Below are 19193 nucleotides of genomic sequence, written 5' to 3'. Positions count from 1 at the left end.
ACTATCCCCCGCCCCGGACCCAAGCCCGGGGCGGGCGGTCACGGTGTCAGCACCTCCGTCAACGCGTCCGTCAGCGCCCCCGGTGACGTCGGCGACGTCGGCGACGTCGGCGACGTCGGCGACGTCGGCGACGTCGGCGACGTCGGCGACGTCGGCGACGGAAGGTGGATTCTCGTCGCCGACGTGCCCGGACCCCTCGGGGTCGGTGGAAGCCAGCGCGTGATGCCCGCGCGGTCGTGGAGCAGGTCCTCCTCCTTGTAGCGGTGGCAGCCGTGGTGCCAGGTGAGGATGCCGGAGAGCCAGTTCTCCAGCTCTTTCACGTAGCCGTCCAGAACCTTGCGCACCTCGTCATCGAGCCCGAAGTCGTCGTACAGGACAGGGAGTTCGTTGGCCACAACGTGCTGGAACTGGCGCATCCGGCCGTTCATCAGGTCATGGACGATGGCAACGCCCGTCGGGTAGTCGCAGTTGAAGAAGGTCTGCACGACGAGGACACCGTTGTGGACCTCGCCCTCGAACTCGATCTCTTTCTGGTACGAGAAGAGGTCGTTCATCAGACAGGCGTAGTCCTGCGCCGCGTTCTCCAGGGACTTCATGGGACCGCTGCGGTAGATCTCCGGCGGCACGACGTCGCCGTGGCCGATACGGCACAGGCTCATCGTCATGTTGGAGCCGAAGGTCGCGCGGCGCATCTCGATGTAGTCGACGGGGTCCGGGACGCGGTTCTGGATCTGGTTGGTCAGCTCCCAGACCCAACTCGCCGTCATGTCCTCGACGGACGCGCGGAAGGCCCGGCGGCCGGCCTCGTCCATCGGGCCGGCCGTACGGACCCAGAGGTCGGCCAGGCCGCGCTCCAGCGCGCTGATCGGCGGCGGGGTGACGAGCGTGTCGACCGGCATGAACAGCGACAGCCGTTCGTTGCAGACCTTCGCCGCCGCCAGATTGCGGGTGTTGCCGTACACGACGGGGAAGAAGTCGTCGCCGTACGTCCCCCAGGCCAGCCAGTCCGACGTCAGGTCGAGCCCTTCGGGGGTGGCGTCGGGGTGGATGCCGGCGGCGCACAGCGGCAGGTCGATACGGCGGATCCGGTCCTCGTCCCACACGTCCGAACCGGGGATGCCGGGCTGCCCCTGAAGGATGCCCATCCGGTGCGCCCACTGAACGACATGCTCGCGCGACGCCTCCAGGTGCGGACTGAGCGTCGCCTCGAACGGCATCTCGAACGCGGGCAGGATCGAGGGCCCCACCCGCTGATACGGAACGTGGCTGTGGCTGCGCGCCCTGGCGGGGGAGCCGTTGGTGAGGCTCTTGAGATAGTCCGACGCCGCCGTCCCGCGCCCGACCGGGGTCAGCGAGAACAGCGGCCCCGCAGTCTCCCCCGCCCCGACCCCTGCGCCACCGCCGACATCCGAGCCGCCGCCCGCGTTCGCCCCGTTCATGTACCGGCTGGAGCGCATGTGCCACTCGTGGCCGCCGGACTGCCAGTCCTGGAGGCCCTTCACATACGCCAGGGTCCCCGCCGCCGCGACCGGGTCGATGCCCTTCTCCACGAACAGCGGGCCCAGCTCCGTCAGCGCCGTGTTCTCGAACTGGTGGAGACGCGACGTCAGCAGGTCGTTGACCGCGTCGGCCGCCTCCTGCGTCGTGCATTTCAGGAAGGTCTCCAGGACGAGCACGCCGTTGCTCAGCTCGCCCTCCTCCTCGATCTCCCGCTGGTAGGAGAAGAGGTCGTTCCGCAGATGGACCCCGTCGGAGAACGTGTCGCGCAGGACGCGCATCGGGCGCGATTCGGCGATCTCGGCCGGTACCTCCGCCCCCGCCGCGTACTCGATGAGTCCGGCCGACCACGGCGCCCCGCCGACCTTGCGGCGCATCTCGATGTACTCGACGGGATTCGACACCCGCCCGGCGTTGATGTTGGCGAGTTCCCAGAGGGATTCGTTGAGCAGATTCTCGGTGCTCTCGGCGAATCGGGCCCGCCAGTCCAGGGACATCGAAGGGACCGTGCGCTTCCAGAGATCGGCGAGCCCCGCCTCGACCGGATTCGTCGGCTCGGGAAACCCCTCGGCGAGATCCAACGGCATGAAGGCCGCGAGCCGGTCCAGATACGCCTTGCCGCCCTCGCGGTCCGGCGTCCTCTTGAAGATCTCCAGGAAGTGGTCGTCGAAGAAGAAGACCCACACATACCAGTCGGTGACCAGCGACAACTGCGGCCCTGTGCAGTCGGGATGGGTGTACGAGCACAGCAGCGCGTAGTCGTGCGCGTCAAGATCGCTCTGCTCCCAGATGCCGGAGCCCTCCAGCATCCCCATGTCCCGGGCCCACGTCCGGGAGTGCTCCCTGGCCTCCTCGAGACGCGGATTGATGCGCGCCGGATATGGCATGTAGAAATCCGGCAGTTCAAAGGGCTGTGTCACTGGTGCGCGGCCTTTCCCGAGGTTCCCGGAGGATTCCGGCAGTTGTCCGTGTCCAGCTCTACCCCTCGCCACGTACCGCCATCCGCGCCATAAAACAGTCATATGAACACACCGTCAGGGCGTGGCCTCCCTCAAACTTGAAGCCTCCCGGTCCACCATCGGCCCATGAGCACGACGATTCGCATCGCACAGCAGCCCGAGGCAGACGAACTTCTCGGCCGCAGCCCGTTGGCCGCGCTGATCGGCATGCTGCTGGACCAGCAGGTGCCCATGGAGTGGGCCTTCTCGGGGCCGTACACCATCGCCGTACGCATGGGGGGTGACGATCTGGACGCGCACGCGATCGCCACGTACGACCCCGAGGCGTTCGCCGCGCTGCTCTCGGAGAAGCCCGCGGTGCACCGCTACCCGGGCTCCATGGCCAAGCGCGTACAGCAGCTCTGTCAGTTCCTGGTCGCGCATTACGACGGCGACGCGTCCGGGGTGTGGCGAGATGCCGCCACCGGGGCCCAACTGTTCAAGCGGCTGACCGAACTCCCCGGCTACGGCAAGCAGAAGTCGCAGATCTTCCTCGCGCTGCTCGGCAAGCAGTACGGCGTACGGCCCGAGGGCTGGCGCGAGGCGGCCGGCGCGTACGGCGACGAGGGCTCGTACCGCTCGGCGGCGGACATCACGGGGCCCGAGACCCTGGCCAAGGTCCGCGCGCACAAGCAGGAGGCCAAGCGTGCCGCGAAGGCGGCGAAGACGGCCGAGAGCCCCGGCGGACACGCGAAAACCTGAGCGGACGGCCGGCGAGTGTGGATGCCGACACCGGGCGGAAGACCATGACTTGTGGCACATCTGTTCCCCTGAGACACCCCAGGTCGCTAACTTTCCTTAGCTTCACTCCACACCGCTCGCGCTCGTTCCAGCTTGTTTCGCACTCGTTCGCATCGGAAGGACCCCTGTGAACGCAACGTCCCGCAGACTCATGGCAGTCGCAGCCGCCACCGCGCTCGCCGCCCCGCTTCTGCTGTCCGCATCCTCCGCCTCCGCGCACAACCGGCCCGACCCGGCGAAGGACGCGGCGAAGCTTTCCAAGAAGCTCGTCAAGGAGGCGTCCGGCAAGGACGCCTACAAGCACCTCCAGAAGTTCCAGGACATCGCCGACGCCGCCGACGGCCACCGCGCGGCGGGCTCGCTCGGCCACGACGCCTCCGCCGCGTACGTGTACAGCCTCCTTAAGAAGGCCGGTTACGACGTCTCGTACGAGACCTTCCAGTTCGCGTACATCGAGACGCAGGCCGAGACGCTGAAGGTCACCGCGCCGACGCCGCGCGACTCCGAGATCAAGGCCATGTCGTACACGAAGTCCACGCCCAAGGGCGGGATACAGGCCGGCCTCGCCGTCGTACCGGTCGACGCGACCACCGGCTGCGAGCCCACCGACTACGCCGCCGGAGCCTTCACCGGCAAGATCGCGCTCATCCAGCGCGGCGGCTGCGACTTCGCCACGAAGCAGCAGACGGCGGCCGGCGCGGGCGCCGTCGCCGCGATCGTCTCGAACAACACCACGGGCGTCCTCAGCGGCACCCTGGGCGACCCGGCCGCGGCCAGGATCCCCACCGGCGGTGTCACCCAGGCCGAGGGCGCGAAGCTCGCCGCCGAGGCCGCCGCGGGCCCCGTGACGCTCTCCCTGGACATCCGTCAGCTCCAGGAGCAGCGCACCACCCGCAACGTCATCGCCGAGACCAGGGGCGGCAACGCGGCCAACACGGTGATGCTCGGCTCCCACCTGGACTCCGTCACCGCGGGCGCGGGCATCAACGACAACGCGTCGGGCTCCGCCGGTCTGCTCGAAGTCGCCCTGGATCTCGCCAAGTCCCGCGAGAAGCCCGCCAACAAGGTGCGCTTCGCCTGGTGGTCGGCGGAGGAGCTGGGGCTGCTCGGTGCCGAGGACTACGTCAAGGGCCTCAGCCCCGAGCAGGCCGCACAGATCAAGCTCTATCTGAACTTCGACATGATCGCGTCGCCGAACTTCGGCCAGTTCGTGTACGACGGCGACAACTCGGACGGCGTGGGCGAGGGCCCGGGGCCGGAGGGCTCGGCGCAGTTGGAGAAGGGCATCACCGACTTCCTCGACAGCAAGGACCAGCCGCACGAGGGCACCGACTTCACCGGCCGCTCCGACTACGGACCGTTCATAGAGGTCGGCATCCCCTCCGGGGGAACCTTCACCGGCGCCGAGGGCATCAAGACCGAGGCCCAGGCGGCGAAGTTCGGCGGCGAGGCCGGGGTCGCGTACGACCCCTGCTACCACGCGGCCTGTGACGACCTGGACAACATCGACAAGAAGGCGTTCGACGTCAACATCGACGTCATCGCCGACGCCGTGGGCCACTACGCCCACGACCTGAGCCCGCTCACCGCGAAGGCCCCGGCGCAGGCCGCCACGGCGAAGGTGGAGCGCACCACGGGCGGCGACACCGGCGTCGGCGCGTCGAACGCGCACGATCACGAGCACGGCCAGGAGACGAGGGCCTGACGGCCTGACCGACTGACCGACTGACGGCCTGACAGCCACGCACGGCGGGCGTCGGAGGGAGCAGGTTCCCCCGGCGCCCGCTGCGCGCGCTCACACCTCCTCAGGAGGCTGTGACAGAAGGCGAAAGGGGCTGCTACGTCACCGGACGGGACGGTTCCACTCTTACACCGCCCCTACTTTGACCCGTATGCATCCTTTTGCACCACCGCGCCATGGCTGCGCCCGAAGGCGCTCGCCCGGTAGGCTTTCCGTGTGATCTTCAAGCGCATCGGAAATGGGCGACCGTATCCCGACCATGGCCGGGAAAGTACCCGGCAGTGGGCGGATGTCGCGCCGCGCCCGGTCCGCCTCGACCAGCTCGTCACCACGAAGGGCCAACTGGATCTGGAGACGCTGCTCGCCGAGGACTCGACCTTCTACGGAGACCTCTTCGCGCATGTCGTGAAGTGGCAGGGCGATCTGTATCTGGAGGACGGACTGCACCGTGCCGTCCGCGCGGCACTCCAGCAGCGGCAAGTGCTGCACGCACGCGTGCTCGAAATGGGCTGACGGCCCCTCAACCGGCGCGGGACTGAGCCTTTCGGGGTCTTTCCGGCCCCCATGGGCCCAACCTATTGATCATTTAGTAGGAATCACTACCGCCGCGCACTACGCTGCGGCCATGAGCATGCTCACCCCCCCTGGCATGGGCGGCAAATATCGCATTACGGGTGCCAAGTACCCCCGCATGCGTCCTCCCCGTCACCGCCGCAGGATCGTGCTCGCGGCCATCGCGGGTGTCGTCGCCCTCGGCCTGGTCGGCTGGGGGACCGTACAGCTCGTCGACGTGTTCACAGCGGACGACGGATCGAAGAAGAAGACCACGACCGCCTCGGGCCGCGAGCCCGACTGCAAGCCGTCCGCGTCGGCGGCTGCGGTCAAGACGCTGCCGAAGCCGGCCCAGATCAAGGTCAACGTCTACAACGCGACACCGCGCGCCGGACTGGCCAAGACCACCGCGGACGAGCTGAAGAAGCGCGGCTTCGTCATCGGCAAGGTGGGCAACGCGCCGGCGGCGTTCGACAAGAAGATCCCGGGCACCGGAATACTGCTGGGCGCCCCGGCGGCGGCGGACGGGTCCTTCACGGTGCTCGGCGCCCAACTGAAGGGCGCGAAGCCCCAGCACGACGCGCGAAAGACGAAGGACGTCGATCTGCTGCTCGGCACGGCGTTCAAGAGCCTGAGCGTGCAGAAGGACGCGGACCGCACCCTGGCCACCCTGACCACGACCAGGCCCACCCCCGGCGGCCCCTGCTGAGCAGGCTCCAGGACCTGCCCTAGGTCCTGTCCGGCGGATCTTCGGGGGTCCGGGACGCCTGGCACGGCACCTCCCTGCGTTGTCGGAGTCATCCAAGTACGTCCAGTACGAGAATGATCCTCCGCCTTGCGATGCACCGCACCAGCCGCCCCGGCCTGATCCCCGAAGATCCGCCGGACAGGACCTAGACGACCGTCCCGTACATACGGTCACCCGCGTCGCCCAGCCCCGGCACGATGTACCCGCGCTCGTTCAGCCGCTCGTCCACCGCCGCCGTGACGACCGTCACCGGCGTACCCGCCAGCTCGCGCTCCATCACCTCGACGCCCTCGGGCGCCGCGAGCAGCACCACGGCCGTCACGTCGTCGGCGCCGCGCTTGATCAGCTCGCGGATCGCCGCGACCAGCGTGCCGCCGGTGGCCAGCATCGGGTCCAGTACGTACACCTGCCGGCCCGAAAGGTCCTCGGGCATCCGGGTCGCGTACGTCGACGCCTGAAGCGTCTCCTCATTACGGATCATCCCGAGGAAACCGACCTCGGCGGTCGGCAGCAGCCGCACCATGCCGTCGAGCATGCCGAGACCGGCCCGGAGGATCGGCACCACGAGAGGCCGCGGGTAAGACAGCTTCACTCCCGTGGTCGGCGTCACCGGAGTCTCGATGTCGACCTGCTCGGTGCGCACGTCCCTGGTGGCCTCGTACGCGAGCAGGGTGACCAGCTCGTCGGCGAGGCGTCGGAAGGTAGGGGAGTCGGTGCGCTTGTCGCGCAGCGTGGTGAGTTTGTGCGCGACCAGCGGGTGGTCGACGACATGAATCCGCATGCCACCACAGTAACCGTGGCCCGGCCGGCGGCCTCCGCTGGCATCAATCCCCCGTCGGCAGGGAAGTGAATGGACACACGCACAGGGGACACCGGGGACACCGAGGACACAGCCAACCGAGTCGTGGGGTGGTGGGGCGGCGATGCCGGACGGGCAGCGGCGCAATCCGCAGGAGCGGGACGGCGGCGGGGACGGGGACGGGGACAGGGAGGACGGGCGGGCCGACTCGAGCCCGTACAAGGGGACCACCCCGACCCCCGATCTCGTGTCGGACGAGAGCGGCGCGGCCCGCCGGCGGCGGCGTGCGCAGTTCCTGCGGGAGTTGAACGAGGCCAAGGCCCTGCGCGAGCGGGTGAAACCTCGCCAGGCCCGCGCGGCCCGGATGCGCCAGCAGATGCGGATGCGGACCTTCCGCTGGTAGTCGCCCGCAGGTCACCCAGCGGCCCTCCGGCCGTCGTGGGACCGCCACTTGGGCACCGTCCGCCCCCCGCCCCACGGGCCTGCCACCCACCGGCCCCGGCCCGCGTCCGGCCCCGGCCAAAAAAATGCCTGCACGACGCAACGGTGGAAGACCTCTCGCAATCGCCTGCTTTCTGCCACGATTCCGAGTAAGTGGGCGGGGCAGAGCGCAGCGCACCGCCGAATCGTTCACCTCTGACCAGTGGGAGAGTCACGGTGTACTTCGCCGCACTGCTCGCGCGCACCGAAGACGGGTGGGAAGCGAGCGACACAGAGCTCGATGACGTGGAGACCTTGTCGGATCTGACCGACCTGGCTCGCGAAGCCTCGGTGGACGAGGACACGGTGCTCGTCTTCATCGAGCAGGAGGACGCCTGGTTCGGCGTGCTCCGCGTGGAGGGCGAGGAGGATCCTCGCATCTACGTCTCCGACGCGGCCATGGCCGCACGCTCCTCGTACGGGGAGATCCTCACGGACGAATTGCTCGGCGGGGACGATGACGACCTCGCCGACGCCTTGGACACGCTGAACCTCGACGGAACCGAGGACGGCGAGACTGAAGATCAGGAGGACACGGAGGACACCGACGACAGCATCGGCTCCGCCGTCGCGACCGGTCCCGGAGCCGTACCGGCGGGACCGGCGGGCGACCGCGCGATCCTCGCCGACCTGGGTCTGCCGGAAGCGGAGTTGCTGGCGCTGGAGACCGACGCCATGTCCGAGATCGCGGACGCGCTCGGCGCCTCCGAGGTGCTGGAGACCGCGCGCTAGTGACCGAGCACGACCCGGTGAGCGAGCCGGTGAGCGAACCGGAGGCAGATCCGGCGACCGACCCGGTGCGTGACCCGTGGCGGGCGCCGATGCGCCTCGCCCTGGACCAGGCCGCACGCGCGGCGCCGGCCGGCGATGTGCCGGTCGGTGCCGTCGTGCTGTCCCCGGACGGCTCGGTGCTCTCCACGGGCCACAACGAACGCGAACTGACGGGCGACCCCACCGCGCACGCCGAGATCCTGGCCCTGCGCAGAGGGGCGGCGAGACTCGGCGCCTGGCGGCTGACCGACTGCACGCTGGTGGTGACCCTGGAGCCGTGCACGATGTGCGCGGGCGCCCTCGTACAGTCGCGGGTGGCACGGGTCGTGTACGGAGCGCTCGACGAGAAGGCGGGCGCGGCGGGCTCGCTGTGGGACGTCGTACGGGACCGCCGGCTCAACCACCGCCCGGAAGTGATCCACGGCGTACTCGCCGACGAGTGCTCACAACTGCTGACGGACTTCTTCCGGGACCGCCGCATTATCGATTTCTGAGCACGGGCCACCTTGGGCTAAGCTCTCTCTCGGTAGCGTGTCCGAGCGGCCGAAGGAGCTCGCCTCGAAAGCGAGTGTGGCGTAACCCGTCACCGTGGGTTCAAATCCCACCGCTACCGCTGGTAGGACGAAGGGGCGGACCTCATGAGGTCCGCCCCTTCGCGTGGGGCCGGTGGGTCAGCGCAGGGCGTTGATGACCTCTGCGAAGTCCGTCATGTGCTCGGCGCGGACCGAGAAGTAGCTCAGGCCGTGTGTGTCGCGGTAGCGGTGCAGGGTCTCGGTGATCCGGGGGACCGGGCCCGTCAGGATCTGGGGGAGGCGCAGGACCTGGTCCTCGGTCAGGTTCGGGGACTTCCGGCGGACGCGGGTCAGGGCCGCGGGGGTGGGGGTCAGGATGACCGCCGCCACGAACAGGTTCAGTTCCAGGGCGCCGAAGCGGGCGCCCGCCTCGGCGCGGACGTAGGCGACGCGGTCGGTGAGGGTCTGCTGGGGGTCCGCGCCCGGTGGGGTCGTCAGTGCCATGACCGGGAAGCCGACGATGTCCGCCTCGCGGGCCGCCAGGCGCAGTGTGGGGTTGTCGAGGCCGGCCACCAGCAGCGGTGGGGTGGGGCTCCGGTGGATCTTGGGGAGCTGGTCCGGGGTCGCGAACATGCGGTGCAGTTCGGCGACCGTGTGCGCCAGGTTGACGGCGCGTTCCTCGGCCGGGGGGTACGGCAGCTCCGCCGTACGGAACTCGTCTTCCACGTATCCGTCGCCGAGGCCGACCTCCAGCCGGCCGTCCGTGAGCAGATCGGTGTCCGCGATGTCCCTGGCCAGCAGCGCGGGCCGGTAGAAGCCGGCGTTGAGGACAAGGGTGCCGAGCCGCAGGGTGGTGGTGGCGTCGGCGGCGGAGACCAGGGCGGGGAACGGGGCCGGCGCGCCCAGGTGGTCGGGGACCTGGAGTACGTCGTACCCGAGGTCCTCGGCCTGCCGGGCCTTGGCCTGCCAGGCGGAGCGCGATCCGATGGCCGGCACGCTGACGCCGAAACGGAAGGGGCGGGTGGGCATGGCTTCCTCCCGGTGAGAGCGATCCGATGAGAGGGATGTCTCGGGAAGGGTACTTCGGTGGGTTTTGTTCCGGTAAGCGGCGCGACGCGATCAGAGGCCGGCCCCTGATCGCGTCGCGCCACCGGTTACGGGAAGTTGACCACGTTCGACGGGACCGTCGAGGTGCCCGACGTCGGTGATCCGGTGCTGTTGATCACGTGGTTGTACTGGCCCATGCCGCCGAGCGAGACCACCAGGATGTTGTGGAACTTCACCCCCGGCTTCACCGGCGTCTGGAATCCGTGCTCCTGACGGATGTTCGGATCCGATGTGTAGTTGCAGTAGCTGCCCATCGCCCAGCCCTCGTGGTTGACGACCGAGTCGTCCACCTTGTACGCGGCGAAGCCCTGGATGGAGCCGTTCTGGATGGCCGCCTGGTTCGGGGCGTCGTACGCCTTCTCGTTCTGGAAGAAGATCGTCCGGCCGTTCTCGCCGCTCCACCGCACGTCGTACTTGTTGAAGTGTTCGACGAACAGCCCGGTGGCGAGCACGTTGTCGCCGTTCACCTGGAGGCCGTAGTCGGCGCGGTTGGTCTCCCAGCCCACGCCGTCACCGTGGTCGGCCCGCCAGATCCAGGTGTGGTCGATGATCGTGTCGTCGCTGTTGACGACCATGCTGGTGGTCGCCTTGCCGGGGCCCGCGCCGCCGATGCGGATGAAGACGTCCTGGACGGTCGTGGGGTTGGCGGTGTGCGAGGCCGACGCGTTCGGGGGGCCGACCTCCAGCAGCGTCGGGGAGTTCACCGGTCCGGCGTCGATCAGGAAGCCGGCCAGTTTGACGCCGTCGACGTCGGCGACCTTCATCGCCGTCACGCCGTTGTCCGGGATGATCGTGGCGTAGCCGAGGCCGAGGACCACGGTGTTCGCCCGGTTGACGTTGATGGACTGGTCGACGTGGTAGATGCCCGGGGTGAACAGCAGGTGCAGGCCCTGGGCGAGCGCCGCGTTGATCGTGGCCGCCGTGGCGCCCGGCTTGACCACGTAGAACTGGTCGAGCGGCAGGGACTCGCCCTGCGGGGTGCCGTTCCAGGAGACGCCGCGCGCGTTGGTGCGCTTGGCGGGCACGAAGACCTTGTACGTGTTGCCGTCCAGGTACAGGAACGGCTTCTCGCGGGAGGTGGGGGTGTTGTTCAGCGTGGTGTACGGCGGGTTGGGGAAGGTCTGCGCGGGCGCGCCCTCGACCCCGGAGAACGCCATGTTCCACACGCCGTTGCCCCAGCCGCCGATGGCGCTGTCGCGGGTGTACCACTGCTGCTGGGAGTAGGGCGTGATCTGGCCGTCGACCTTGCTGTCGGCGATGTAGCCGCCGCTGGCCCAGCCGTAGCCGTTCGGTGCGAGGTTGAGCCCGCCCTTGACGTGCATACGGCGGAACGGGGCCGCCTGCGCGACCGCCCAGCGGTTGCTGCCGCTGACCGGGTTGAGGGCCAGGTTCTCGGCCGAACGCCAGAAGTTCTGGGTGGCGTTGCCGTTGAACCAGCCGGCGTCGACGGTCACGTCACCGTTGATGTTCGTGTCGTCGGGCTTGAGGCCGAGACCGGAGATCGAGGTGTAGAAGCCGAGTTGGGCGTTGAGATTGTTGTACGTGCCCGGCTTGAACAGCAGTTGGTAGCGGCCGGTGCCGAACTGGGCCTTCTCCTGCTGCGCGAAGATCTGGTCGAGCGTGCCCTGGATGTTGGGCGTCGACGGGTCGAAGACCTTGACGTTCGGGCCGAGGTCACCGCCGCCCTGGATCGGGCCGCCGGGGCCGCCGCTCTCGCCGTACACCTGGAACTCCCAGAGGGAGTAGCCGTACTGGGTCGCGCGGGCGGTGCCCGTCAGCCGTACGTAGCGGGCGTCGCCGGAGATGGTCAGCGTCTCGTTGCCACCGGGTCCGGTGGTGGTGGAGTACGCGCCGGTCCAACTGGTGCCGTTCGTGGACAGCTCTATCGTGTACGCCTTGGCGTACGCGGCCTCCCAGCGCAGTACGACCTGGCTGACCGCGACCGTGGAGCCGAGGTCGATCCGGATCCACTGCGGGTCGGCAGCGGCGCTCGACCAGCGGGTGCCGTTGTCGCCGTCGACGGCGGCGCCGGCGGGGGTGCCGCCGTTCTCCGTGCTGGAGACCGTCACCGGCTTGCCCTGCGAGAGCAGGGTCGGTGCGGCGCTCGCGGCGGTCGTGCCGGGGATGAGCATCAGCAGGGAGGCGATCAGGGTGGCGGCGACTGACGCGGCGATGCCGCGGCGGCGGACTGGGGCTGATCTCCTGAACACCGGTGCAACGGACGGCGGAGCGTGCATGGGCGGATCTCCTGAAGTCTCGGACGACGAGGGGGAGTTCGGGACGCACGGTGGAGAGGTACGGCAGAATCAGGCGTAGCAGAGAGCGCTCTCTCGTTACGGCAGATGGTTCTCCCGTGTTTCGTACACGTCAAGAGTTGTGCACGTACCGGCCGTCCTCGGTCGCCGTTCGATCAACAACTAACCGACTTCACGGGGCATTTGATCCGGTTCGCGATATGTCTCGCGGAGTATGCGTTCAGGTCCTGACGGCGTGAGTGCGTCATATGTCGCGTACGGCCGCCCTGTTCGAGCGGCGCCGACCGCACATCGATCCGGTCTGGCCGGAAGCGGTCACGCGGGTGATCGAAATCGGTCTCAGGGGCGGCCTGTTCGTATGGTTAGACTCACGCGATCGCACCGATCGCACCGGGGACGGCAGGGGAGGCAGCGCTGATGGTGCAAACGAAGAAGATCTTGCTCTATCTGGTCATTGTCTTCGTGCTGTATACGATCATCACCTCACCCGAACGGTCCGCCGATCTTGTCCAGGTGGGGTTCGAGGGCATAGCGAGCGCGGCCGAGGGTGTCGGCGACTTCATGACCGAGCTCGTACAGTAACGGCGGCCGAAAGCGACACCCGCCGCACTTAGGAGATCCCCTTGATCCGCCACCTGGTCCTCTTCAAGCTCAACGAGGGCGTCTCGCGCGACGAGCCCCGGGTGGCCGCCGGCGCGCGGGCGTTCGCGGAGCTGGGCGGCAAGATCCCGGAGCTGGCGTACTGGGAGTGCGGCTGGAACATCAGCGACCGGCCGATCGCGTACGACTTCGCCATCAACTCGGCGGTCGCCGACGCCGACGCGCTGACCCGGTATCTGGAGCACCCTGACCATCAGGCGGGCGTCGGGCAGTGGCGAGAATTCGCCACCTGGGTGATCGCCGACTACGAGTTCTGATCGCTTCCGACCGGATTTCGAGCCGACGGCGCTCCTGACGCTTCGCGGCCGTCCTCCCGTCACCCTCCAGCCCCACGCCTCGGCGGTGTGGGGCTTTTCGCGCGTGAGCAGGGCGTGAGCAGGGCGTGAGCAGCGGCCTCACCGTCAACACGGAGTTTTCTGGTGCTTGCACACAGTGGGCATGTCTTGTGATGCTATGACCGCTTTTGAACGGATGAGTTGACCGTAGTTGACCGCAAAGGGGTGGCGTGACCGTGCCGGCCAGTACAACGCCTCAAATGCCGCCCCAGATCGAACCCCGTACCGAGTCACGAGCCGAACCCCGAGCCGAGTCCCGAGCCGCGGCACCCCTCGTCGAGACCCCGAGCGAGACCGAGCCACGGCCGTCGACGCCGCAGACCCGGGGCGCCGACACCAGGGCGCTGACACAACTGCTCTTCTCCCAGATCAAGGATCTGGAGCGCGGCAGCCCGGAGCACACCCGGGTCCGCAGCGCGCTCATCGAGGCGAATCTGCCGCTCGTGCGTTACGCCGCCGCCCGCTTCCGCAGCCGTAACGAGCCGATGGAGGACGTCGTCCAGGTCGGCACCATCGGTCTGATCAACGCGATCGACCGGTTCGACCCGGACCGCGGCGTGCAGTTCCCGACCTTCGCGATGCCGACCGTCGTCGGCGAGATCAAGCGCTACTTCCGCGACAACGTACGGACCGTGCACGTGCCGCGCCGGCTCCACGAGCTGTGGGTCCAGGTCACCGGTGCCACCGAGGACCTGACGACGGCTCACGGCCGCTCGCCCACCACCGCCGAGATCGCCGAGCGGCTGAAGATCTCCGAAGAGGAGGTCCTGGCCTGTATCGAGGCGGGCCGCTCCTACCACGCGACATCTCTGGAGGCCGCGCAGGAGGGCGACGGGCTGCCGGGGCTGCTCGACCGGCTCGGCTACGAGGACCCGGCGCTGGCCGGGGTCGAGCACCGCGATCTGGTCCGGCATCTGCTCGTACAACTGCCGGAGCGCGAACAGCGCATCCTGATGCTGCGCTACTACAACAACCTGACGCAGTCACAGATCAGTCAGGAGCTGGGCGTCTCCCAGATGCATGTGTCAAGGCTCCTCGCGCGCAGCTTCGCGCGTTTGCGATCCGCAAACAGGATCGAGGCGTAGCTCTTCCGGGTAGTAACCCCGCAGGGCTCCCACCAGCAGCAAATTCGCATACCCCCATATTCCGGTGCAGATATGTCGACTTGGCGCTACAGCGTGTTGACGACATGTGACATTCTGCTGGAACCGCGTTTGCCGCAGTCCCACCGCCGGTATTCAGGTGGAGGCTGCGTTCCTTCGACGGGAGCGGCCACCGCGACCGTCAGCGACCTCAAGGGGGTGGCATGTCCGTAGAACAGGGCAGCTCGAAGGTGCTCACGCTCAACAAGGGCGACCAGGCACCGGATGCACCGGATGCTCTCGACCGTGCGGCCGAACCGCGCGTGTCCCAGCCGGAAGCCATCGACACCCGCACTCTGTCCCGCTCCCTGTTCCTGCGCCTCGCGGTGCTGGCCCAGGACAGCCCGGAGCGCACCTACGTACGTGACACCCTCATCGAGCTGAATCTGCCACTGGTGCGTTACGCGGCGGCCCGGTTCCGCAGCCGTAACGAGCCGATGGAGGACATCGTCCAGGTCGGCACGATCGGCCTGATCAAGGCGATCGACCGGTTCGACTGCGAACGGGGCGTGGAATTCCCCACGTTCGCGATGCCGACCGTCGTCGGCGAGATCAAGCGCTTCTTCCGTGACACGTCGTGGTCCGTGCGCGTGCCCCGCCGGCTCCAGGAGCTGCGCCTGGCGCTCACGAAGGCCAGCGACGATCTGGCGCAGAAGCTGGACCGCTCGCCGACCGTTCCCGAACTCGCCCTGGTGCTGGGCGTGTCGGAGGAGGACGTGGTCGACGGCCTCGCGGTCGGGAACGCGTACACGGCCTCCTCGCTGGACTCGCCGTCCCCCGAGGACGACGGCGGCGAGGGCTCGCTCGCGGACCGGCTGGGGTACGAGGACACGGCCCTGGAGGGCGTGGAGTACCGGGAGTCGTTGAAGCCGCTGCTGGCCAAACTCCCGCCCCGCGAGCGGCAGATCATCATGCTGCGCTTCTTCGCGAACATGACGCAGTCCCAGATCGGCGAAGAGGTCGGCATCTCGCAGATGCATGTCTCACGCCTGTTGACCCGCACGCTCGCGCAGTTGCGGGAAGGGCTCATCGCGGACTGATCGCAGCCTGATCGCGGGCGTCACCGCGAGCACGACACCTCGTCGGAGTCACCGGAGTCACCGGAGTGTCGTCGCAGCGGTGGCGCCCCGCATGGAGCGGGGCGCCACCGTCACGAGCGAGACGTACCGGTTACGGGGCCTGTCGGCCCCCCGTCGACCTGCTTGTCGGCGGTCAGGCGAGCGCGAGCCAGGCGACCGCGCCCAGGATCACGATCACGGCCACGACGCCGACGATCAGTCCGGTCTTCGATCCGCTCTGCTGGGGCGCCTGCCGACGCTGTGGCTCACCCTCGTCGACAAAGGCGCGGAACATCTGGGTGTTGCCCGCGGGGTCGGGATTTCCCTCGGGGCCCTGCGGGGCATGGGGGTTGTGTGCCATGGGCCAGGACCCTAGCGAACACGGTGACCCCGCCCAACCCCCGGGGGCGTCCCAAGGCCCTCTCCGGGCCCGTACGGCGGCGTTTTCCGGGCCGATCCGGCCCTGCGCACGGCATTGACCTCGCATATGCGAAGCCTTTTGGGTTCCTTTACCGCCGATGCCCTCTTTTAGTTTGCCTTCAGCAACCAACCGCTTCTATGGTTGCCCTAAGCAACAACATGGGGAGGGGCAGGGGCATGGCCGCCAAGAGCCAGTACGCGGAACTGGCCCGTCAGCTCAGCGCCATCGGGGCCGTGAAACGGGGACTCTCCCGCGTCCTGCCACCCGACTGTCCGGGCGGCGCGGCCGCCGTACTCACCGTGCTGGAGCGACACGGCGAGATGCGGATGAGCCGCCTCGCCGAGCTGATGGCCGTGGACATGTCCGTGACCAGCAGGCATGTGGCGCACTTGGCGGAGCGCGGCTGGATCGAGCGCGCACCCGACCTCGCCGACCGGCGGTCCCGCATCCTGCGGCTCACACCGGCGGGCCACGACCTGCTCGACGAACTCGCGCGACGGACGACCGAGGTCTTCGCACGGACGCTCGCCGACTGGACCGACGACGAGGTCGGACAACTGAACACCATGCTGGCGCGCCTGCGCGACAACTTCGGCGACTGCCGGCCCGGCCGTTACGCCGCCGACCCGGCGCCCGAATCCGATCCCGTATCCGCGCCCGTATCCGATCCCGTATCCGATCCCGCCCTCTGATCTTGTATCTGATCCCGTATCTGATCCCGCCACCCGTACCTGAGCCCGCGTCCGCGCCCGTACAGCGAGAAGCGCCCGCGCGGCGACAGACGTAAGAGACATAAGAGACGTAAGACAAGGAACTCAATGGCTACGACCACCACACCAACGGGTGTACGGGGCGGCCACGCCAAGCACGGCGGCGGCTCCCCCGCCTCCGCCGACCCCGGCACACCGATGACGCACCGTCAGATCATGGAGGCGCTCTCCGGTCTGCTGCTCGGCATGTTCGTGGCGATCCTCTCCTCGACGGTCGTCACCAACGCCCTGCCCGAGATCATCTCCGACCTCGGTGGCGGACAGAGCGCGTACACCTGGGTGGTGACCGCGTCGCTCCTGGCCATGACGGCGACCACTCCCCTGTGGGGCAAGCTCGCCGACCTGTTCAGCAAGAAGCTGCTGGTCCAGATAGCACTGACCCTCTATGTGGTCGCCTCGGCGGCGGCCGGACTGGCCCAGAGCCCGGGGACGCTGATCGTCTTCCGCGTCGTCCAGGGCATCGGCGTCGGCGGTCTGACCGCGCTCGCCCAGATCATCATGGCCGCGATGATCGCCCCGCGTGAGCGCGGGCGCTACAGCGGCTACCTCGGCGCGACGTTCGCCGTCGCCACCGTCGGCGGCCCGCTCATCGGCGGTGTCATCACCGACACGTCGTGGCTCGGCTGGCGCTGGTGCTTCTACGTCGGCGTCCCCTTCGCCGTCATCGCGCTGATCGTGCTTCAGAAGACCCTCAAGCTCCCGGTGGTCAGGCGCAAGGTCAAGATCGACTGGACCGGCGCGTTCCTCATCAGCGCGGCCGTCTCGCTGCTGCTGCTCTGGGTCACCTTCGCCGGTGACAAGTACGAGTGGGTCTCCTGGCAGACGTACGCGATGCTCGCCGGCACGGTCATGCTCGGCGCGTTGTTCCTCTTCACCGAGTCGCGGGCCAGCGAGCCGATCATCCCGCTGCGCCTCTTCCGCAACCGCACGATCACCCTCGCCTCGCTGGCGTCGCTGTTCGTCGGTATCGCGATGTTCGCGGGCACGGTCTTCTTCAGCCAGTACTTCCAGCTCGCGCGCGACAAGTCGCCCACGATGTCCGGCGTGATGACGATCCCGATGATCGGCGGGCTGTTCCTGTCCTCGACGGTCTCGGGCCTGGTCATCACCAAGACCGGCCGCTGGAAGGCGTGGCTGGTCACCGGTGGTGTGCTGGTGACGGCCGGTCTCGGGCTGCTGGGCACCATCCGCTACGACACCGAGTACTGGCACATCGCGGTCTTCATGGCGATCATGGGGCTCGGCATCGGCATGATGATGCAGAACCTGGTCCTGTGCACGCAGAACCAGGTCTCCCCGCAGGACCTGGGCGCGGCGAGTTCCGTCGTCACCTTCTTCCGCTCCCTCGGCGGCGCGATCGGAGTCTCGGCGCTGGGCGCGGTGCTGGGCAACCGGGTCGCGTCGTACGTCAAGGACGGTCTGGCCGATCTCGGCCCGGAGGCCGCGGCGGCCGGTCACGCCGGTACGGGCGGCGGGGGCATCCCGAATCTGGACACGCTGCCCGGACCGATGCGGACCGTGGTCGAGGCGGCGTACGGGCACGGCGTCGCCGATGTCTTCCTCTTCTCGGCGCCGGCCGCGCTGCTCGCGTTCTTCGTCACGCTGTTCATCAAGGAGGTCGCGTTGAAGACGCGGGCCGCGGGGGACGCGGTGGAGAGTCTGGAGAGCACGCCGGCCGTTCCGGTGACTGTCGGTCTCGGCGCCGAGGCACCTGCCGGCGTCACCGCAGTCGCCGTCGCCGTCGAGACGGCGGCACCCGCGCCGGACGCCACCGGCGGCATCCCCGTCCACGGCGTCGTACGCGGCGGCCAGGGCGGTGCCGATGGCGGGACCGTCCCACGGGCGGCCATCACGCTCATCTCCGCGGCCGGGCGCCAGTTGGGCCGCGCGGTCGCCGGGGACGACGGCGGGTATGTCGTGGACGCGCCCGAGCCCGGCTCGTACGTCCTCATCGCCTCGGCGGACGGTTTCCAGCCGCAGGCCGCCACGGTGGCTGTCGGGACGGGGCCGCTGGCGTACGACATCCTGCTCGCCGGTACGAGCGGCCTCACCGGGTCCGTACGCAGCGCGGAGGGCGATACGCCCGTCGAGGGCGCGATGGTCATCGTGACCGACGTGCGCGGCGATGTGCTGACGACCGGCAAGTCCGCCGAGGGCGGCGAGTTCGCCTTCGCGGAGCTGCTGCCCGGCACGGTGACCGTCGCCGTGAACGCTGCCGGTTTCCGGCCGCTGGCCCTGCCGGTGGAGATCGGCGCCCAGGGCGTGACCCGCGTCGCGGCCGTCCTGCGGGCGGGCGCGCTCGTCCAGGGCACGGTCCGGGCGGGAGCCGACCGGCGTCCGCTGGCGGACGCGCGCGTCACGCTGATCGACGCGGCCGGGAACGTGGTCGCCACGGCGACGACCGGGGACGACGGGGCGTACGGCTTCGCGGACCTGGACGCGGGCGAGTACACGGTCATCGCGACCGGCTACCCGCCGGTGGCCGGCGCCCTGACCGTGGCCGGGCACGGCGTCGACGGCCACGACATCGAGCTCACGCACCCGGGCGAGTAGGTCCTGTCCGGGGCGTGATCCGAAGCCCCCGGGCGGGGTGCGCTCCCGAGCGG

General features: G+C 68.8%; 18 protein-coding genes and 1 tRNA gene. 14 read left to right on the top strand and 5 right to left on the bottom strand.

Features of this window, described 5'->3' with window-relative positions; all coding sequences use genetic code 11:
• Positions 1–38 precede the first annotated feature (38 nt).
• The gene (locus tag OG329_RS21425) at positions 39–2417 is read right to left on the bottom strand and encodes a germacradienol/geosmin synthase (protein WP_405797287.1); all 2379 of its coding nucleotides are present in this window, start codon (positions 2415–2417) and stop codon (positions 39–41) included.
• Between the two features lie 165 nt (positions 2418–2582).
• On the opposite strand from OG329_RS21425, the gene OG329_RS21420 reads away from it, so the two are divergent.
• The 4 genes from OG329_RS21420 to OG329_RS21405 all read left to right on the top strand — a co-directional run bounded on the left by OG329_RS21420 (position 2583) and on the right by OG329_RS21405 (position 6238).
• The gene (locus OG329_RS21420) at positions 2583–3197 is read left to right on the top strand and encodes an HhH-GPD-type base excision DNA repair protein (RefSeq protein ID WP_405797286.1); all 615 of its coding nucleotides are present in this window, start codon (positions 2583–2585) and stop codon (positions 3195–3197) included.
• Positions 3198–3387: 190 nt separating this feature from the next.
• Positions 3388–4941 (top strand): M28 family metallopeptidase, encoded by a 1554-nt coding sequence (locus OG329_RS21415; RefSeq protein WP_405797284.1) that lies wholly within the window; start codon positions 3388–3390, stop codon positions 4939–4941.
• A gap of 252 nt (positions 4942–5193) precedes the next feature.
• A complete protein-coding gene (locus OG329_RS21410; protein WP_014155093.1) occupies positions 5194–5490 on the top strand; it encodes a type II toxin-antitoxin system VapB family antitoxin in 297 nt (98 codons plus the stop codon).
• A 112-nt stretch (positions 5491–5602) separates the two neighbouring features.
• On the top strand, positions 5603–6238 hold the full coding sequence (locus OG329_RS21405; RefSeq protein ID WP_405797283.1) for a LytR C-terminal domain-containing protein: 636 nt from the start codon (positions 5603–5605) through the stop codon (positions 6236–6238).
• A 184-nt stretch (positions 6239–6422) separates the two neighbouring features.
• Here the strand turns inward: OG329_RS21405 and upp are convergent, their stop codons facing one another.
• Positions 6423–7058, bottom strand: a complete 636-nt coding sequence (upp, locus tag OG329_RS21400; protein WP_405797282.1) for a uracil phosphoribosyltransferase — start codon at positions 7056–7058, stop codon at positions 6423–6425.
• Between the two features lie 142 nt (positions 7059–7200).
• Here upp and OG329_RS21395 point away from each other — a divergent pair, with 142 nt between their 5' ends.
• The 4 genes from OG329_RS21395 to OG329_RS21380 all read left to right on the top strand — a co-directional run bounded on the left by OG329_RS21395 (position 7201) and on the right by OG329_RS21380 (position 8940).
• Positions 7201–7479, top strand: coding sequence for a hypothetical protein (locus OG329_RS21395; protein WP_405797281.1), 279 nt, complete (start codon positions 7201–7203; stop codon positions 7477–7479).
• Between the two features lie 254 nt (positions 7480–7733).
• Entirely contained in the window at positions 7734–8288 is a 555-nt protein-coding gene (locus tag OG329_RS21390; RefSeq protein ID WP_405797280.1) for a hypothetical protein, read from the top strand.
• 89 nt (positions 8289–8377) lie between these two features.
• On the top strand, positions 8378–8821 hold the full coding sequence (gene tadA / locus OG329_RS21385; protein ID WP_405801944.1) for a tRNA adenosine(34) deaminase TadA: 444 nt from the start codon (positions 8378–8380) through the stop codon (positions 8819–8821).
• A gap of 31 nt (positions 8822–8852) precedes the next feature.
• A tRNA-Ser gene (locus tag OG329_RS21380) sits at positions 8853–8940 on the top strand.
• A 58-nt stretch (positions 8941–8998) separates the two neighbouring features.
• On the opposite strand, the gene OG329_RS21375 is transcribed toward OG329_RS21380, so the two are convergent.
• Positions 8999–9868 (bottom strand): TIGR03621 family F420-dependent LLM class oxidoreductase, encoded by an 870-nt coding sequence (locus tag OG329_RS21375; RefSeq protein WP_405797279.1) that lies wholly within the window; start codon positions 9866–9868, stop codon positions 8999–9001.
• A 125-nt stretch (positions 9869–9993) separates the two neighbouring features.
• A complete protein-coding gene (locus tag OG329_RS21370) occupies positions 9994–12183 on the bottom strand; it encodes a discoidin domain-containing protein (protein WP_405797277.1) in 2190 nt (729 codons plus the stop codon).
• 435 nt (positions 12184–12618) lie between these two features.
• Between OG329_RS21370 and OG329_RS21365 the strand changes: the two genes are divergently transcribed.
• The 4 genes from OG329_RS21365 (at position 12619) to OG329_RS21350 (ending at position 15378) form a co-directional block, all read left to right on the top strand.
• Positions 12619–12783 carry a hypothetical protein gene (locus tag OG329_RS21365; RefSeq protein ID WP_405797275.1) on the top strand — a complete coding sequence of 55 codons (165 nt, stop codon included), beginning with the start codon at positions 12619–12621 and terminating at the stop codon, positions 12781–12783.
• Positions 12784–12824: 41 nt separating this feature from the next.
• Positions 12825–13118: a Dabb family protein gene (locus OG329_RS21360; RefSeq protein WP_405797274.1), complete on the top strand. Its 294-nt coding sequence runs from the start codon at positions 12825–12827 to the stop codon at positions 13116–13118.
• 278 nt (positions 13119–13396) lie between these two features.
• A complete protein-coding gene (locus tag OG329_RS21355; protein ID WP_405797273.1) occupies positions 13397–14281 on the top strand; it encodes an RNA polymerase sigma factor SigF in 885 nt (294 codons plus the stop codon).
• Between the two features lie 221 nt (positions 14282–14502).
• Positions 14503–15378, top strand: coding sequence for an RNA polymerase sigma factor SigF (locus tag OG329_RS21350; protein ID WP_405797272.1), 876 nt, complete (start codon positions 14503–14505; stop codon positions 15376–15378).
• A gap of 172 nt (positions 15379–15550) precedes the next feature.
• On the opposite strand, the gene OG329_RS21345 is transcribed toward OG329_RS21350, so the two are convergent.
• Positions 15551–15757 (bottom strand): hypothetical protein, encoded by a 207-nt coding sequence (locus OG329_RS21345; protein ID WP_405797270.1) that lies wholly within the window; start codon positions 15755–15757, stop codon positions 15551–15553.
• Positions 15758–15993: 236 nt separating this feature from the next.
• Here OG329_RS21345 and OG329_RS21340 point away from each other — a divergent pair, with 236 nt between their 5' ends.
• Positions 15994–16509, top strand: coding sequence for a MarR family winged helix-turn-helix transcriptional regulator (locus OG329_RS21340; protein WP_405797268.1), 516 nt, complete (start codon positions 15994–15996; stop codon positions 16507–16509).
• 126 nt (positions 16510–16635) lie between these two features.
• On the top strand, positions 16636–19140 hold the full coding sequence (locus OG329_RS21335; protein WP_405797266.1) for an MFS transporter: 2505 nt from the start codon (positions 16636–16638) through the stop codon (positions 19138–19140).
• Positions 19141–19193: the final 53 nt, after the last annotated feature.

The sequence above is a fragment of the Streptomyces sp. NBC_01506 genome (assembly GCF_045040295.1).
In the GTDB taxonomy this organism is placed as follows: domain Bacteria; phylum Actinomycetota; class Actinomycetes; order Streptomycetales; family Streptomycetaceae; genus Streptomyces.
Note: the sequence above shows the minus strand (reverse complement) of the source record. Positions and strands in the feature narration are given on the sequence as shown.

Coding starts and splice junctions, on each gene's coding strand:
- OG329_RS21420 (WP_405797286.1), top strand. CDS start 2,583: ATGAGCACGACGATTCGCATCGCACAGCAGCCCGAGGCAGACGAACTT.
- OG329_RS21415 (WP_405797284.1), top strand. CDS start 3,388: ATGGCAGTCGCAGCCGCCACCGCGCTCGCCGCCCCGCTTCTGCTGTCC.
- OG329_RS21405 (WP_405797283.1), top strand. CDS start 5,603: ATGAGCATGCTCACCCCCCCTGGCATGGGCGGCAAATATCGCATTACG.
- upp (WP_405797282.1), bottom strand. CDS start 7,058: ATGCGGATTCATGTCGTCGACCACCCGCTGGTCGCGCACAAACTCACC.
- OG329_RS21395 (WP_405797281.1), top strand. CDS start 7,201: ATGCCGGACGGGCAGCGGCGCAATCCGCAGGAGCGGGACGGCGGCGGG.
- tadA (WP_405801944.1), top strand. CDS start 8,378: ATGCGCCTCGCCCTGGACCAGGCCGCACGCGCGGCGCCGGCCGGCGAT.
- OG329_RS21375 (WP_405797279.1), bottom strand. CDS start 9,868: ATGCCCACCCGCCCCTTCCGTTTCGGCGTCAGCGTGCCGGCCATCGGA.
- OG329_RS21370 (WP_405797277.1), bottom strand. CDS start 12,183: ATGCACGCTCCGCCGTCCGTTGCACCGGTGTTCAGGAGATCAGCCCCA.
- OG329_RS21365 (WP_405797275.1), top strand. CDS start 12,619: ATGGTGCAAACGAAGAAGATCTTGCTCTATCTGGTCATTGTCTTCGTG.
- OG329_RS21355 (WP_405797273.1), top strand. CDS start 13,397: ATGCCGCCCCAGATCGAACCCCGTACCGAGTCACGAGCCGAACCCCGA.
- OG329_RS21350 (WP_405797272.1), top strand. CDS start 14,503: ATGTCCGTAGAACAGGGCAGCTCGAAGGTGCTCACGCTCAACAAGGGC.
- OG329_RS21345 (WP_405797270.1), bottom strand. CDS start 15,757: ATGGCACACAACCCCCATGCCCCGCAGGGCCCCGAGGGAAATCCCGAC.
- OG329_RS21340 (WP_405797268.1), top strand. CDS start 15,994: ATGGCCGCCAAGAGCCAGTACGCGGAACTGGCCCGTCAGCTCAGCGCC.
- OG329_RS21335 (WP_405797266.1), top strand. CDS start 16,636: ATGGCTACGACCACCACACCAACGGGTGTACGGGGCGGCCACGCCAAG.